The sequence below is a fragment of the Pseudomonas sp. S5D5 genome (assembly GCF_003013355.1).
Taxonomy (GTDB): domain Bacteria; phylum Pseudomonadota; class Gammaproteobacteria; order Pseudomonadales; family Pseudomonadaceae; genus Aquipseudomonas; species Aquipseudomonas aylmerensis.
In genome coordinates, this window is the sequence record NZ_PTEO01000001.1 from 5,340,358 (window position 1) to 5,354,411 (window position 14,054).

Annotated in this window: 12 protein-coding genes; 6 read left to right on the forward strand and 6 right to left on the reverse strand. The window is 61.9% G+C overall.

Annotation, left to right across the window (positions count from 1 at the left end; genetic code table 11):
- Positions 1-189 precede the first annotated feature (189 nt).
- Both C9990_RS24385 and pcaR read right to left on the reverse strand, forming a co-directional pair.
- Entirely contained in the window at positions 190-1,530 is a 1,341-nt protein-coding gene (locus C9990_RS24385; RefSeq protein ID WP_106804913.1) for an MFS transporter, read from the reverse strand.
- A 143-nt stretch (positions 1,531-1,673) separates the two neighbouring features.
- Positions 1,674-2,516: a pca regulon transcriptional regulator PcaR gene (gene pcaR, locus C9990_RS24390; RefSeq protein ID WP_106804914.1), complete on the reverse strand. Its 843-nt coding sequence runs from the start codon at positions 2,514-2,516 to the stop codon at positions 1,674-1,676.
- 554 nt (positions 2,517-3,070) lie between these two features.
- On the opposite strand from pcaR, the gene C9990_RS24395 reads away from it, so the two are divergent.
- Positions 3,071-3,271 (forward strand): hypothetical protein, encoded by a 201-nt coding sequence (locus C9990_RS24395; protein ID WP_057701255.1) that lies wholly within the window; start codon positions 3,071-3,073, stop codon positions 3,269-3,271.
- Between the two features lie 311 nt (positions 3,272-3,582).
- Positions 3,583-5,058, forward strand: a complete 1,476-nt coding sequence (locus tag C9990_RS24400; protein ID WP_065902928.1) for an inorganic phosphate transporter — start codon at positions 3,583-3,585, stop codon at positions 5,056-5,058.
- An 856-nt stretch (positions 5,059-5,914) separates the two neighbouring features.
- On the opposite strand, the gene ccoM is transcribed toward C9990_RS24400, so the two are convergent.
- Positions 5,915-6,031, reverse strand: coding sequence for a cytochrome c oxidase subunit CcoM (gene ccoM, locus C9990_RS32940; RefSeq protein WP_276145525.1), 117 nt, complete (start codon positions 6,029-6,031; stop codon positions 5,915-5,917).
- Positions 6,032-6,174: 143 nt separating this feature from the next.
- Entirely contained in the window at positions 6,175-6,369 is a 195-nt protein-coding gene (locus C9990_RS24410; protein WP_106804916.1) for a hypothetical protein, read from the reverse strand.
- A 100-nt stretch (positions 6,370-6,469) separates the two neighbouring features.
- Between C9990_RS24410 and C9990_RS24415 the strand changes: the two genes are divergently transcribed.
- The 3 genes from C9990_RS24415 to C9990_RS24425 all read left to right on the forward strand — a co-directional run bounded on the left by C9990_RS24415 (position 6,470) and on the right by C9990_RS24425 (position 9,075).
- Positions 6,470-7,336: a LysR substrate-binding domain-containing protein gene (locus tag C9990_RS24415; RefSeq protein ID WP_106804917.1), complete on the forward strand. Its 867-nt coding sequence runs from the start codon at positions 6,470-6,472 to the stop codon at positions 7,334-7,336.
- Between the two features lie 90 nt (positions 7,337-7,426).
- Positions 7,427-7,897: a RidA family protein gene (locus tag C9990_RS24420; RefSeq protein WP_106804918.1), complete on the forward strand. Its 471-nt coding sequence runs from the start codon at positions 7,427-7,429 to the stop codon at positions 7,895-7,897.
- The gene (locus C9990_RS24425; RefSeq protein ID WP_106804919.1) at positions 7,894-9,075 is read left to right on the forward strand and encodes an aminotransferase class V-fold PLP-dependent enzyme; all 1,182 of its coding nucleotides are present in this window, start codon (positions 7,894-7,896) and stop codon (positions 9,073-9,075) included. The genes C9990_RS24420 and C9990_RS24425 overlap by 4 nt, the downstream gene beginning before the upstream one ends.
- Here C9990_RS24425 and C9990_RS24430 read toward each other — a convergent pair.
- Positions 9,072-9,413, reverse strand: a complete 342-nt coding sequence (locus C9990_RS24430; protein ID WP_065902935.1) for an aspartate-semialdehyde dehydrogenase — start codon at positions 9,411-9,413, stop codon at positions 9,072-9,074. The two genes, C9990_RS24425 and C9990_RS24430, sit on opposite strands and share 4 nt — an antisense overlap.
- Before the next feature lie 219 nt (positions 9,414-9,632).
- On the opposite strand from C9990_RS24430, the gene rapA reads away from it, so the two are divergent.
- Positions 9,633-12,479 carry an RNA polymerase-associated protein RapA gene (gene rapA / locus C9990_RS24435; protein WP_065902937.1) on the forward strand — a complete coding sequence of 949 codons (2,847 nt, stop codon included), beginning with the start codon at positions 9,633-9,635 and terminating at the stop codon, positions 12,477-12,479.
- A 165-nt stretch (positions 12,480-12,644) separates the two neighbouring features.
- Here rapA and C9990_RS24440 read toward each other — a convergent pair whose 3' ends face one another.
- Positions 12,645-13,991 carry an MFS transporter gene (locus tag C9990_RS24440; protein ID WP_065902939.1) on the reverse strand — a complete coding sequence of 449 codons (1,347 nt, stop codon included), beginning with the start codon at positions 13,989-13,991 and terminating at the stop codon, positions 12,645-12,647.
- Positions 13,992-14,054 lie beyond the last annotated feature (63 nt).

Here is a 14,054-nt window from a genome sequence, read left to right on the forward strand (position 1 = left end):
CTGAACAATCCGATAATCGACTCAGTGTTCGATTATCGAACGGATTGTTGTCTAGCTAATCTTCTCGTCGACACGCCATCAGAAGCGCCCCACCCCTGTAGGAACGGGCTTGCCAGCGACCGCATCACCGCGCTCAATGATTGACCGAGGCGCCCGCATTGCCGGCAAGCCCGCCCCTGCAACGGCGTGTCAGGTAGCGTCGGCGTGGCTGACCATGCCTTTGATGACCACGGCTGCCGTAGCCAGCGCCGCCGGGATTACCAGCGCGGTCAGCACCTGCTCGAAGTTCCAGCCCAGACCCAGCAAGGTGGCGCCCATCCACGCGCCGAGGATCGCACCGAAGCGGCCGATGCCGAGCATCCACGACACACCGGTGGCACGCCCCTGCGTCGGGTAGAAACGGGCCGCCAGGGACGGCATCGCCGATTGCGCGCCGTTGACGCACATCCCGGCGATCAGTACCAAAGTCGCCAATAAGGTGATATTGCCCAGGCTTTGCCCCACCGCGTAGGCAAACACCCCGGCCAGCAGGTAGAAAGTGCCGATGACCTTGTGGGGGTTGAACCGGTCCATCGCCCACCCTACCCCGACTGCACTCAACACCCCGCCAAACTGGAACAATGCGCCGATAAACGCGGCCTGCTCCAGGCTGGCGCCGCTGTCACGCATCAGGGTCGGCAACCAGCTGGTCAGCAGGTACACGATCACCAGGCCCATGAAGTAGGTCAGCCACAGCAGCAAGGTGCCGGCGCTGTATGTGCCGGAGAAGATCACCGCAAACACGTTGCGCGCCTTGACGGTTTTCTGCTCCGGCACGCTGAAGTGGGTAGCCTGGGCGACGATGGTGGGCTCGATGGGTGACAGGGTTTTGCGCACCTTGTCGGTCCCACGGTTGCGCACCACCAGGTAGCGCGCCGACTCCGGCAACCACAGCACCAGCACCCCCACGAGAATCAGTGGCAGGATGCCGCCGATCATCAACAACGCGTGCCAGCCAAACGCCGGGATCAGCTTGGCCGAGATAAACCCGCCACCCGCCATGCCAAGGTTGAAGCCGCAGAACATGCTGGTCACCAGCAGCGACTTGTGGCGTTCGGGGGTGTACTCCGACAGCAGCGTCGTTGCGTTCGGCATACCGGCACCCAGGCCCAGCCCGGTAAGGAAGCGCAGCACCAGCAATTGGTCGACATTGCTGCTGTAGGCCGAGGCCAGGCTGAATGCGCCAAACACCAACACCGCGCCGACCAGCACGACCTTGCGCCCGAACCGGTCGGCCAGCGGCCCCGATCCCAGGGCACCGAAGACCATGCCGATCAACGCGGCGCTCATCACCGGGCCGAGGCTGGCGCGATCAATGCCCCAGTCCTGGGACAGCGCGGGCGCGATAAAGCCCATGGCCGCGGTATCGAGGCCATCGAGGAACACGATGAGGAAACACAGGACAACCACGCGCCACTGGTAGCGTGACAGCGGCTGGGCGTTGATAAAGGACTGGACGTCCAGCGTGGTACCGACAGAAGGCTGATTCATTATTTTTATTCCACACCGATGGCGGGCTGACGGCCTGGGGTCGTCGTTATTATTGGGCGGCGCTCAGAGCGCTGCCGCACAGTAATAAGCCAGGGGAAACATCGTCAATTGATCAAACCGGGATCTGTGCGGTCACCGAACAGTTAGGCAAACAGCTGCGCGCTCAGATCCCGACTGGCACTCAGCATGTTCGGCAGGAACCGCTGCTCCAGCTCGCTGCGGCTGACCCGCCCGGCGTGGGTGCTGACATTGAGCGCAGCCAGCACCTGGCCGGACGCGTCATACACCGGCACGGCGATGGAGCGCAGGCCTTGCTCCAATTCCTGATCGACGATGCACCAGCCCTGCTGACGCACTTGTTGCAGGCATTCGAACAGGGCTTCGGGGGTGGTCAGCGTACGGCTGGTTTTGGTTTGCAGGTCGGCATGGTCGAGGTAATCCTGCAGGGAGGCATCGTCCAGCGCCGCCAGCAGGATGCGGCCCATGGAGGTGCAATAGGCCGGCAAGCGCCCGCCCACCGACAAGTCCACCGAGATCAGGCGCTGGGTGGTGGCCGAACGCGCGATGTAGAGGATGTCGTCCCCTTCGAGGGTGGCCATGTTGCAGGCTTCGTGGAGCTGCTCGCTCATGCGATCCAGGTAAGGCTGGGCCGACACTGCCAGTGGCGTGGATGACAGGTAGGCATGGCCGAGGGTCAAGACCTTGGGCAGCAGCGAATAGGTGCGCCCGTCGGTGGTGGCGTAGCCCAGCTTGATCAATGTGTGCAGGCAACGGCGCACGGCGGCGCGGGGGATTTCCGTGCGATGGCTGATCTGGGCGATGGTGAGGTGACGCTTGCGTTCCTGGAACGCCTGCACCACGGCCAGGCCACGGGCCAGGGAGGTCATGAAGTCCGGATCACCGGTAAAGGCCTGGATACGCTTGGCCGGTGAGGCAACGATCGGCGGCGCCACTGAGGCGAAAGCGTTGCGCAATTGATCGTTCATGTCGGGATCCTTTCTCTTATTGTCAACCGCAAGGGGGTTTGGCTGCTATTACAAGCCGCGCCGGCCGGGATGCACAAGGCACGACCGGGAACATTGGGCGATTATCGGACGCTCATTCGATAATCGCAATTTTGCATGACCGAGGACGGGTCCGCCCGCCCACCAACTAAAGTTAGGGCGGGGTTTTAACGTCCGAAGTGGGGTGGATTTTATGACGCCAACTTTTATGCAAACACTGACGCGCTCGTGTAACAAAACGCTCACACAAAGTTGACGCTTTTTAACTTTATGCCGATAGTGTTATTCAAATGCGCCGCTATAATGCACCCTGTACGCAGGTCCGCCCGGTTTCACTGTCGGGACGGGAGCTGGCCAGATGATGCAGATGCCGTGCATTGTTGATCGCAACTACCTGCCTCGAATGTCAGCATTAATCCATGGCCGTTCGTGCCTGTTTCAAGTTCAACGCTGCAACGGTTTAACTTGAAAGAGCCCGAGGGCGACATTCAGGCACCGTGCTGCAATGTAATTACTCAACTCAATTAGGTAACGATGTGACGAAAGACGAACTGCGCGCGGAACTTGAGCGCCAGGAGCAACGTTACAAGGACGTTTACGGCGGGGAAATCACCACCTACGCCGCCCAGCCTGAACCTGAACGCAAACCATGGCGCAAACGAGCCAGCCTGCTCGACCAGGCATTTGCCCAGGAAATCCAAAAGATTGAACAGGAACTCAAAACCGAAGAGCCATAAGCGCTTCGGTTTGAGCCACGGGTCGCGCCAGGCTGCTGGCACATAGCTAGCAGCCGGCTATTCGGCATCCCACTGCCGCGAGCGAAATTTCATACAAATGTTTCAGGCATGCGGTTTTCGCCAAAAAACCCTGCCCCTGGCACCCTCCGCGTTATAAATCAAAGACTTGCCAACCCCCCGAAAACCCTGGGATGGGCGCCTTTTGCCGCGGCTTTTTCAATGAAGATTGTTACCGATGAGCAGCTAGTGCATCGATTACTGAGGTTTTCTGGCATAATCGCGCCCCCTTACGACCGGGTCAGAAAACCTTCATGATCGATTTATTCAGCGGACTGGATGCTTGGGTTCTAGTGAGCCTGTTGCTCGCCCTGGCCTTTGTCCTCGCCTTCGAGTTCATCAATGGCTTTCATGACACCGCTAACGCGGTGGCCACAGTCATCTATACCAAAGCCATGCCGCCGCACCTGGCCGTGTTCTTCTCCGGGGTGTTCAACTTCCTCGGCGTGTTGCTCGGTGGTGTCGGTGTCGCCTACGCCATCGTGCACTTGCTGCCGGTGGAGTTGCTGATCAATGTGAACACCGGCCACGGCCTGGCAATGGTCTTCTCTTTATTGGCGGCGGCGATCACCTGGAACCTGGGCACCTGGTACTTCGGGATCCCCGCTTCCAGCTCCCACACCCTGATCGGCTCGATCCTCGGTGTCGGCCTGGCCAACGCGCTGATCAACGACATCCCCTTGGCTGACGGTGTGAACTGGCAGAAAGCGATCGATATCGGCGCATCCCTGGTGTTCTCGCCGATGGCCGGTTTCCTCGTTGCCGCCCTGGTGCTGATCGCGCTGAAGTGGTGGCGCCCGCTGTCGAAGATGCACAAGACCCCGGACCAGCGTCGCAAGCTCGACGACAAGAAACACCCGCCGTTCTGGAACCGCCTGGTGCTGGTGATTTCCGCCATGGCCGTAAGCTTCGTGCACGGTTCCAACGATGGCCAGAAAGGCATCGGCCTGATCATGCTGGTGCTGATCGGCATCGTGCCGGCGCAATTCGTTCTCGACCTCGGTAGCACCACTTACCAGATCGAACGTACCCGCGACGCGACGGTGCATTTGAGTCAGTTCTACCAGCGCAATCAAGACACCCTCGGCGAGTTCCTGGCCCTGGGCAAAAGCGTGCAGAACGACCTGCCTGGCAAGTTCCAGTGCAATCCGCAGCAGACCGAGCCGACCATCAACGCGCTGGTCAACACCTTGAAAGGTGTCTCCGATTACCATTCGTTGACTGCCGATCACCGCATTGAAGTACGCCGGTATTTGCTCTGCCTGGACGACACCGCGAAGAAAGTCGGCAAGCTGCCGAATCTGTCGGCACGTGACAAGGCCGACCTCGACAAGCTGCGCAAAGACCTGACCGCTACCACCGAATACGCACCCTTCTGGGTGATCCTCGCAGTCGCACTGGCCCTGGGCCTGGGCACCATGGTGGGTTGGAAGCGTGTGGTACTGACCATCGGCGAGAAGATCGGCAAGCAGGGCATGACCTATGCCCAGGGCATGTCGGCGCAGATCACCACCGCCAGCATGATTGGCCTGGCCAACATCTTCAGCCTGCCGGTATCGACCACCCACGTGCTGTCGTCGGGCGTGGCCGGGACCATGGTCGCGAACAAGAGCGGCCTGCAAGGCGGCACCGTGAAGACCATCCTGATGGCTTGGGTGTTGACCTTGCCGGCGACCGTGGGCCTGTCGGCCGGGTTGTTCTGGTTGGCTTCCAAGGCGCTGGGTAGCTGATAGGCTGCCCTCGGGAAAAAAGGCGCGATCCTTGATTGGGATCGCGCCTTTTTTTTCTTGTGATAAAGCGCCTTGGATCAAGATCTACAACACGGTGCCCCAACCGCCGACCCGAATAGTGCGGAGGAACACGCTCAACTGTGGGAGCTGGCTTGCCTGCGAAGGCATCGGCTGGGTCTCACGGGAAGACCGAGTTGCCTGCATCGCAGGCAAGCCAGCTCCCACACAAAAGCGCGCACGCTTTGAGCCTACTCACACAGCAACCAAAAAAGCCGACCCAAGTGGTGCAGGGGAACACGCTCAACTGTGGGAGCTGGCTTGCCTGCGAAGGCATCGGCTGAGGCTCACTGGAAGACCGAGTTGTTTGCATCGCAGGCAAGCCAGCTCCCACACAAAAGCGCGCACGCTTTGGGCCTACTCACACAGCAACCCAAAAGCCGACCGCAGTGGTGCGAGAGAACACGTTCAACTGTGGGAGCTGGCTTGCCTGCGAAGGCATCGGCTGGGTCTCACGGGAAGACCGAGTTGTCTGCATCGCAGGCAAGCCAGCTCCCACACAAAAGCGCGCACGCTTTGGGCCTACTCACGCAGCAACCCAAAAGCCGACCGCAGTGGTGCAGGGGAACACGCTCAACTGTGGGAGCTGGCTTGCCTGCGAAGGCATCGACTGGGTCTCACTGGAAGACCGAGTTGCCTGCATCGCAGGCAAGCCAGCCCCCACACAAAAGCAAATCTGCAATAAGCGCGGGGTCCATTTCAGCCATTCCCGCAATAGTGGACATGCCAAAAAACAAACAAAAAAAGGGCGACCGAAGTCGCCCAAAATGCCTTGCGTGCTCATGTAATCCAGAAAGACTTACGGTTCTTTACGCTTATTAGCGTCCTTCCAGATAAAAATCCCGAACCCTACAAAAAACAGCACCATGAGGCTGACAGTCAGCACCCCGGCAAATACTACATTATCGATAAACATGACCGGCCTCCTGCACTTGCCCTGTTGCGATAGGGCTAAGTTAATGGAGAAGGCGGATTGGAAAATTGACGAGGATCAATGTCGCCCGCGACGGGGCGTAAAGAAGGGCAATAACTGACCTGCATCAACGGATGCAGGTTGTTTCAACGCTTTTTCGGTTTGTTCTTCGGTTTTTTCTTGGCTTTTCCCAGCGGCATGGCCTGCTCAAACGCTTGGCGCACTTCATTCAGGCGCTTGTCATTGAGGTCATGCACACGCTTGGCACGTTCGGCGTTCAGGTCGATCAGCTTGTCGTCTTCACTCATGGCTTGGCTTACGTCGTGGCGGGAATCGCTCAATAATGCGGGCTCCAGCGCCTCACGGCAATTGAGCGGGCGACAAAATGCAGGCCTTCGCCCAAAATCGGCACTTCCCATCCACCCCAGGAGATGCGCTCACGTGGCACTGCACAAGGACCTTCCCCCGCTGCTGGCCCTGCGCGCCTTTGAAGCCGTGGCGCGGCACTTGAGTTTTATCAAGGCGGCAAGCGAGTTGTCGGTGACCCAGAGTGCACTCAGCCATCAGGTGCAAAAGTTGGAACAGCACTTGGGCAAACCGTTGTTTATCCGTCGCACCCGCGCGATCGATCTGACCACTGACGGCCAACAGTACTACGACGAAATCCGCCCGGCCCTCGACGCCATCGCCGCCGCGACCCGCACCCAAAAAACAGCGCCCAGCACCACCGTGCTGCGTGTCGGCCTGCTCGCCTCCTTTGCCACGCTGTGGCTGGCACCGCGCCTGGCCGGGTTTCTCAACCGCTACCCGCATATCCAGGTGGAGCTGTTACCGGCGATTCAACTGGCGGACGTGGCCGGCGCCGAGGTCGACCTGGCGATTCGCTATGGCAAAGGCGACTGGCCCGACGTGCAGGCGACGCGGCTGATGCCGGAAGTCATCTCCCCGGTGTGCAGCCCGACATTCAAAGCGATGCATGACAGTCCACTGCTGATGGCCACCTCGCACCGCCCCTTCGAATGGACAGATTGGTCAGCGCACTACCACGTCGACCTCGACCGCCACCCGCGCGTGATGCTGCATGACTACAACATCGTGGTCGAAGCAGCAGTGGCCGGCCAAGGCATCGCCATGGGCCGTCATCGCCTGATCCAGCGCAGGCTCCAGGACGGCAGCCTGGTCGAAGCCTTCGACTGGCCGCCGTATCACAGCGACATCGGCTACTGGCTGATCGCGCCGCCCGGCCCGGCCGGTGACGCCGCCGCATGCTTCAGCGAATGGCTGCTGGAAACCTGCCGCGACGCGTGAGTTTTTTCGATACGTCGGGTGAGATCTATCCGTTTGTCGCCGCCCTCCTCGGCCAACATGCTGGCACCTCTTAACCCAGGAGGATGGATCATGAGCGACTCCCTGCGCCAACGCGTGCAAGCCCTCGGCCTGACGCTGCCGACCCCGAGCCAACCGGCGGCCAACTACATCAACTATGTGATCAGCCAGAACCAACTGTTCGTCTCCGGGCAAATCCCGATGGTCGATGGCAAGCCCGCCTACGTCGGCCGCCTGGGCGAATCCCTCAGCGATGAAGAAGGCGCCCAGGCAGCCGAGCTGGCAGCGCTGGGCCTGCTGGGACAATTGAGCCATGCGCTGGATGATGACCTGTCGCGCCTGGTGCGCATTTTGCGCTTGGGTGTATTCATTGCCAGCAGCGGCGATTTCCAGCGCCAGAGCGGGGTTGCCAACGGCGCCTCGAACCTGCTGGTCAATGCCCTCGGCGAAAAAGGTCGGCATGTGCGCACCGCCGTTGGCGTTTCCAGCCTGCCGGCCGGCGTGGCCGTGGAGGTTGACGCGATTTTCGAGCTGCAACCGTGAGCCCGCTCGACGTCCAGCAATTGCGCGACAGCACGCCCGGCTGCCAGTCGGGCATCGTGCATTTCAATCACGCCGGTGCCTCGCTGCCAAGCCAGGCGACCCTCGACGCGATTATCGATCAACTGCACCGCGAAGCCCGTGATGGCCCCATGGAAGCCGGCGAGCATGGCGCCGTGCTGGTGGAAAAAGCCCGCCGCGCCGCCGCGCAATTGCTCAACGCACCCGCCGCGTCGATCGCCTTCGCCAGCAGCGGCTCGGCCGCCTGGAGCCTGGCGTTCCAGGCACTGGGCCCGTGGCAACCGGGTGATCGCATCCTGGTCGGCCGCCATGAATGGGGGGGCAACCTCGCCAGCATGGACCTGGCGGTGCAGGCCGGCGCGCGCGTGGAAGTCATCCCTTGCGATGCCTCCGGCGCGGTCTGCCCGCTGGCGCTGGAGTCGATGATCGACGCGCACGTCAAGCTGATCGACCTGACCTGGCTGCCGGCCAACGGTGGCCTGATCAACCCCGCCGAGGCCATCGGCGCCGTGGCCCGACGTCATGGCATTGCCTATTTCATCGACGCCGGCCAAGCCGTCGGCCAGGTGCCGGTGGATGTACAGGCGCTGCAGTGCGATGTGCTCAAGTCCGCCGGGCGCAAGCACCTGCGCGGGCCGCGTGGCACCGCGCTGCTGTATGTGCGCCCGGACTTTTTGCCGCACCTGAATCCGGCCCAGCGCGATGTGTTTTCGGCGCCATGGAGCGCAGACGGTTTCGACCTGCGCAACGACGCCCGGCGCTTTGAAACCAGCGAAGTGTCGTTTGCCTTGTTGGCGGGGCTGGGCAACGCGTTGCAGGAGATGAATCGATTGGGGCTTGAGCAAGTGTGGGAACGGATCGCACACACCAGTGAGCGAATCCGCCAGGCCTTGCGTCAGATGCCGGGTATTACCCTGCATGACCTGGGCACTGCGCAATCAGGGCTGATCGCCTTTAACCTGGACGGCTGGGACGCTTTCGAACTCAAGCGCCGCCTGGCCTTGAAGCGCATCAATATCGGTGCCAATGGCGTGGCCTACACGCCGTTGGACATGCAGGCGCGCGGTCTGGCCAGCGTCGCGCGGATCTCCGTCAGCCCGCTCAACAACGACGATGACATCGCGCAGTTGATGGCGGCATTGCAGGCATTGCGCGACTAGACCTCGACGTCCACCCACAAGCCCTGGCGCGGCGCATCTTCGATCAGCGGCGCCACCGGCACGGTGTTGTCGGCATTGAGCAGGTCGCCGGGAATCGCCAGGTGCTGCTCCGGGTCTTCGTCGGCTTCGCGCCGGCGTTTTTGCTGCTCCTGCTGGCGGCGTTGCTCTTCACGCAGCAGAAAGGTCGACTGCTCGGCATCGCCCTTTTTCAGGTCGATCGTGCTTTCGTTGGAGCCCGCTTGTACTGGCACCACGGGCGGGATATCCGGCTTCTGGCGTACCGGGTCGAGTTGCGAAGTGACCGGCACAACGCTGACGGGCAGCATGGGTGGCAGCATAATAGTTATTCTCCTGATCAACAGGCTGTCGGCGGGCCGCGTGGCGACTTGAGAACGCACTCGCCAAGCTGTGACCCAGTCGACACTCGCAAGTGCCTGCCACCCGTCGATTCGGCTTCCGGACGCTGCCGCAAACGGAGTAGTTTTTGTCAGAGTCCTTGGGCGTGGGGCCTTGTTCCGTTAAGATAGTCGGCTTTTTCACGGCGGGAGTCAGGCAGCATGGCGCAGCAGTATCAACCGGGGCAACGCTGGATTAGTGACAGCGAAGCAGAGCTGGGGTTAGGCACCGTTCTGGCACAGGACGGCCGCTTGTTGACCGTGCTCTATCCGGCCACTGGCGACACCCGCCAGTATGCGCTACGGAATGCGCCCCTCACTCGCGTGAGGTTCTCGCCGGGGGACTCCATCACCCATTTCGAAGGCTGGAAAATGACCGTGCAGGAAGTCGACGACGTCGATGGCCTGCTGGTGTATCACGGCCTCAATGGGCAGAACGAGCAGGTCACCCTGCCGGAAACCCAACTCTCCAACTTCATCCAGTTCCGCCTGGCCAGCGACCGTCTGTTCGCCGGGCAGATCGACCCGCTGGCCTGGTTCTCGCTGCGTTACCACACCCTGGAACACACCAGCCGCCAACTGCAGTCTTCGCTGTGGGGCCTGGGCGGCGTGCGTGCGCAACCAATTGCGCACCAACTGCACATCGCCCGTGAAGTCGCTGACCGTATCGCGCCACGGGTATTGCTGGCGGACGAAGTGGGCCTGGGCAAGACCATCGAAGCCGGCCTGGTGATCCATCGCCAATTGCTCTCGGGTCGCGCCAACCGTGTGTTGATCCTGGTGCCGGAAAACCTCCAGCACCAGTGGCTGGTGGAGATGCGCCGCCGCTTCAACCTGCAGGTTGCGCTGTTCGACGAAGAACGTTTCATCGAGAGCGATGCCACCAACCCGTTTGAAGACACCCAGTTGGCGCTGGTCGCCCTGGAGTGGCTGGTGGACGACGAGAAGGCCCAGGACGCGCTGTTCGCAGCCGGTTGGGACCTGCTGGTCGTCGACGAAGCCCACCATCTGGTGTGGCATGAAGACAAGGCCAGCGCCGAGTACGCGCTGGTCGAGCAACTGGCCGAGGTCATCCCGGGCGTGCTGTTGCTCACCGCGACCCCGGAACAGCTGGGCCAGGACAGCCACTTCGCGCGTCTGCGCCTGCTCGACCCGAACCGCTTCCACGACCTGCAGGCCTTCCGCGCCGAAAGCGAGAACTATCGCCCGGTGGCCGAAGCCGTGCAGGAGCTGCTGGATAAAGGCCGCCTGTCGCCTGCCGCGCACCAGACCATCCAGGGTTTCCTCGGTAACGAAGGTGAAGCGCTGCTGACCGCCGTCAACGATGGCGACACCGAAGCCAGCGCGCGCCTGGTGCGCGAGCTGCTCGACCGCCATGGCACCGGCCGCGTGCTGTTTCGCAACACCCGCGCCGCCGTGCAAGGCTTCCCGGAGCGCAAGCTGCACGCCTACCCGCTGCCGAACCCGGACGAATACCTCGAATTGCCGCTGGGCGAGCACGCCGAGCTGTACCCGGAAGTCAGCTTCCAGTCGCAGCCGGACATCGAAGAAGAAAACCGCTGGTGGCGCTTCGACCCACGGGTCGAGTGGCTGATCGACCAGCTGAAAATGCTCAAGCGCACCAAGGTCCTGGTGATCTGCGCCCACGCCGAAACCGCGATGGACCTGGAAGACGCGCTGCGCGTGCGCTCCGGCATCCCGGCCACGGTGTTCCACGAGGGCATGAACATCCTCGAGCGTGACCGTGCCGCCGCCTACTTCGCTGATGAAGAGTTCGGTGCACAAGTGCTGATCTGCTCGGAAATCGGCAGTGAAGGTCGCAACTTCCAGTTCTCCCACCACCTGGTGCTGTTCGACCTGCCTTCGCACCCCGACCTGCTGGAACAGCGGATCGGCCGTCTGGACCGGATCGGCCAGAAACATGTGATCGAACTGCACGTGCCCTACCTGGAAACCAGCCCGCAAGAGCGCCTGTTCCAGTGGTACAACGAAGCGCTGAACGCCTTCCTCAACACCTGCCCGACCGGCAACGCCTTGCAGCACCAGTTTGGCCCGCGCCTGCTGCCGCTGCTGGAAAACGCCGACGATGGCGAATGGCAGGCCCTGATCGACGAGGCCCGTGCCGAGCGCGAGCGCCTGGAGCAGGAACTGCACACCGGTCGCGACCGTTTGCTGGAGCTCAACTCCGGCGGTGCGGGTGAAGGCGATGCGCTGGTCGAGGCCATCCTCGAACAAGACGACCAGTTCGCCCTGCCGATCTACATGGAAACCCTGTTCGACGCGTTCGGCATCGACAGCGAAGACCATTCGGAAAACGCGCTGATCCTCAAGCCCAGCGAAAAAATGCTCGACGCCAGCTTCCCCCTGGGCGACGACGAAGGCGTGACCATCACCTACGACCGCAACCAGGCGCTGTCGCGCGAAGACATGCAGTTCATCACCTGGGAACACCCGATGGTGCAGGGCGGCATGGACCTGGTGCTGTCCGGCTCGATGGGCAACACCGCCGTGGCGCTGATCAAGAACAAGGCGCTCAAGCCTGGCACCGTATTGCTGGAGCTGCTCTACGTCAGCGAAGTGGTTGCCCCGCGCTCGCTGCAACTGGGCCGCTACCTGCCGCCGGCCGCCCTGCGCTGCCTGCTGGATGCCAACGGCAACGACCTGTCCAGCCGCGTGTCGTTTGAAACCCTGAACGACCAGCTGGAGAGCGTGCCACGGGCCAGCGCCAACAAGTTTATCCAGGCCCAGCGCGACCAGCTGACGCCACGGATCAACGCCGGTGAAGAGAAGATCACCCCACGCCACGCCGAACGTGTGGCCGAAGCCAAGCGCCGCCTGGCTGCAGACACTGACGAAGAGCTGTCGCGCCTGACGGCGCTGCAAGCGGTCAACCCGACCGTACGCGACAGCGAACTGGTGGCCCTGCGCCAACAACGCGAGCAAGGCCTGGCCATGCTCGACAAGGCGGCGCTGCGACTGGAAGCGATCCGGGTGTTGGTGGCGGGTTGATGACCGCCCTGCTCCGCTGAAAAAAGGCCCGCGCAATGCGGGCCTTTTTTATTCACTTGGAGCAAATCGGAGCCTGTAATTGCCTCTTCGCGAGCAAGCCGGCTCCCACAGTTGGAATGTTTCAACTGGGGGAGCGGGCTTGCTCGCGAAGGGGTCACCTCGGTCTCAAGCCGTCGCCGCCGAAGCCGGCACCTCCACCGCCCCCAACCCATCTTTCATCCGCTGGGCATCACGCACAAAACTGCGCGAGGCCTGGAACAGAAACAGCATGGTCAGGAACAGCGCCACCGGGATCAGGTACATGGCGTCATGCAAGCCCACGGCTTTATACGCTTCGGTCATCTGCGCAGCCCCATCGGCATACATCGCCGAATGGGCAAAGTGATCGGACAGACCGCCCACCACAATTGGCCCCATGCCACCGCCCAGCAGGTACAACCCGGCAAAGAACAACGCCATCGCCGTCGCCCGCAGGCGCGGCTCGACCACGTCCTGGATCGCCGTGTACACGCAGGTGTAGAAGTTATAGGCAAACAACCAGCCGACACTGAACAGCGCCACGAACACGCCGATCTCGATCCGCCCCGCGTGCAAGGCCCAGGCAGTGGTGACGGTGGAGATGATCAGGCTGAACGCGGCAAACAACAGACGGCCATTGGCGACGCGCTGATGAATCTTGTCGGCAATCCAGCCACCCAGGGTCAGGCCGATCAAACCGGTGATACCGACGATCACCCCGGTGGCGACCGCCGCTTCCTGCAACGGCATCAGGAAATAGCGTTGCAGCATCGGCACCAGAAACGAGTTGCAGGCATAGGTGGCGAAGTTGAAGCACAGCCCGGCCAGCACCAGCCAGAGGAAAGTCGGTACCGCCAGCACGCGGCGAATCGGGCGGTCGACGCGCTCTTGGGAGACCTGCACGGTTTCGGCCGCGCCGCGCTTGGGCTCCTTGATATAGAACATGAACACCGCAAGGATCAGACCCGGCACCGCGGCAATAAAGAACGGCGCGCGCCAGCTGTCGAACGCCTTGACCATCGCGCCAATGGTGAAGAACGCCAGCAACAGCCCCAACGGCAGGCCGAGCATGAAAATCCCCATGGCCCGCGCGCGGCGGTGTGCCGGGAACAGGTCGCCAATCAACGAGTTGGCCGCTGGCGCATAGCTGGCTTCGCCGATACCAATGCCCATGCGCACCAGCAGGAACGTCCAGAAGCTGCCAACCATGCCGTTGACCGCCGTCAGCCCGCTCCAGGCGAACAGGCCCCAGCCCATCAGTTTGCTGCGCGAGCCGGTGTCGGCGAGTCGCCCGAGCGGCAGGCCGGCAATGGCGTAGACGATGGTGAAGGCGGTGCCGATGATGCCGAGCTGGAAGTCGCTCAGGTGCCATTCCATACGGATCGGCTCGATGATGATCGCCGGAATGGTACGGTCGAAGAAATTGAACAGGTTGGCCAGGAACAGCAGGAACAGAATGCGCCAGGCATTCGCCGCTTGGGTCGAGTTCTGCATGGGTCCGTCTCTTTTATTGTTATGAGAGCTGCGATGCCCGATGCATCCTGCCCGGTACCTGCA

Coding starts and splice junctions, on each gene's coding strand:
- C9990_RS24430 (WP_065902935.1), bottom strand. CDS start 9,413: ATGCTGCCACCCATGCTGCCCGTCAGCGTTGTGCCGGTCACTTCGCAA.
- pcaR (WP_106804914.1), bottom strand. CDS start 2,516: ATGAACGATCAATTGCGCAACGCTTTCGCCTCAGTGGCGCCGCCGATC.
- C9990_RS24440 (WP_065902939.1), bottom strand. CDS start 13,991: ATGCAGAACTCGACCCAAGCGGCGAATGCCTGGCGCATTCTGTTCCTG.
- C9990_RS24420 (WP_106804918.1), top strand. CDS start 7,427: ATGAGCGACTCCCTGCGCCAACGCGTGCAAGCCCTCGGCCTGACGCTG.
- rapA (WP_065902937.1), top strand. CDS start 9,633: ATGGCGCAGCAGTATCAACCGGGGCAACGCTGGATTAGTGACAGCGAA.
- C9990_RS24385 (WP_106804913.1), bottom strand. CDS start 1,530: ATGAATCAGCCTTCTGTCGGTACCACGCTGGACGTCCAGTCCTTTATC.
- C9990_RS24400 (WP_065902928.1), top strand. CDS start 3,583: ATGATCGATTTATTCAGCGGACTGGATGCTTGGGTTCTAGTGAGCCTG.
- ccoM (WP_276145525.1), bottom strand. CDS start 6,031: ATGTTTATCGATAATGTAGTATTTGCCGGGGTGCTGACTGTCAGCCTC.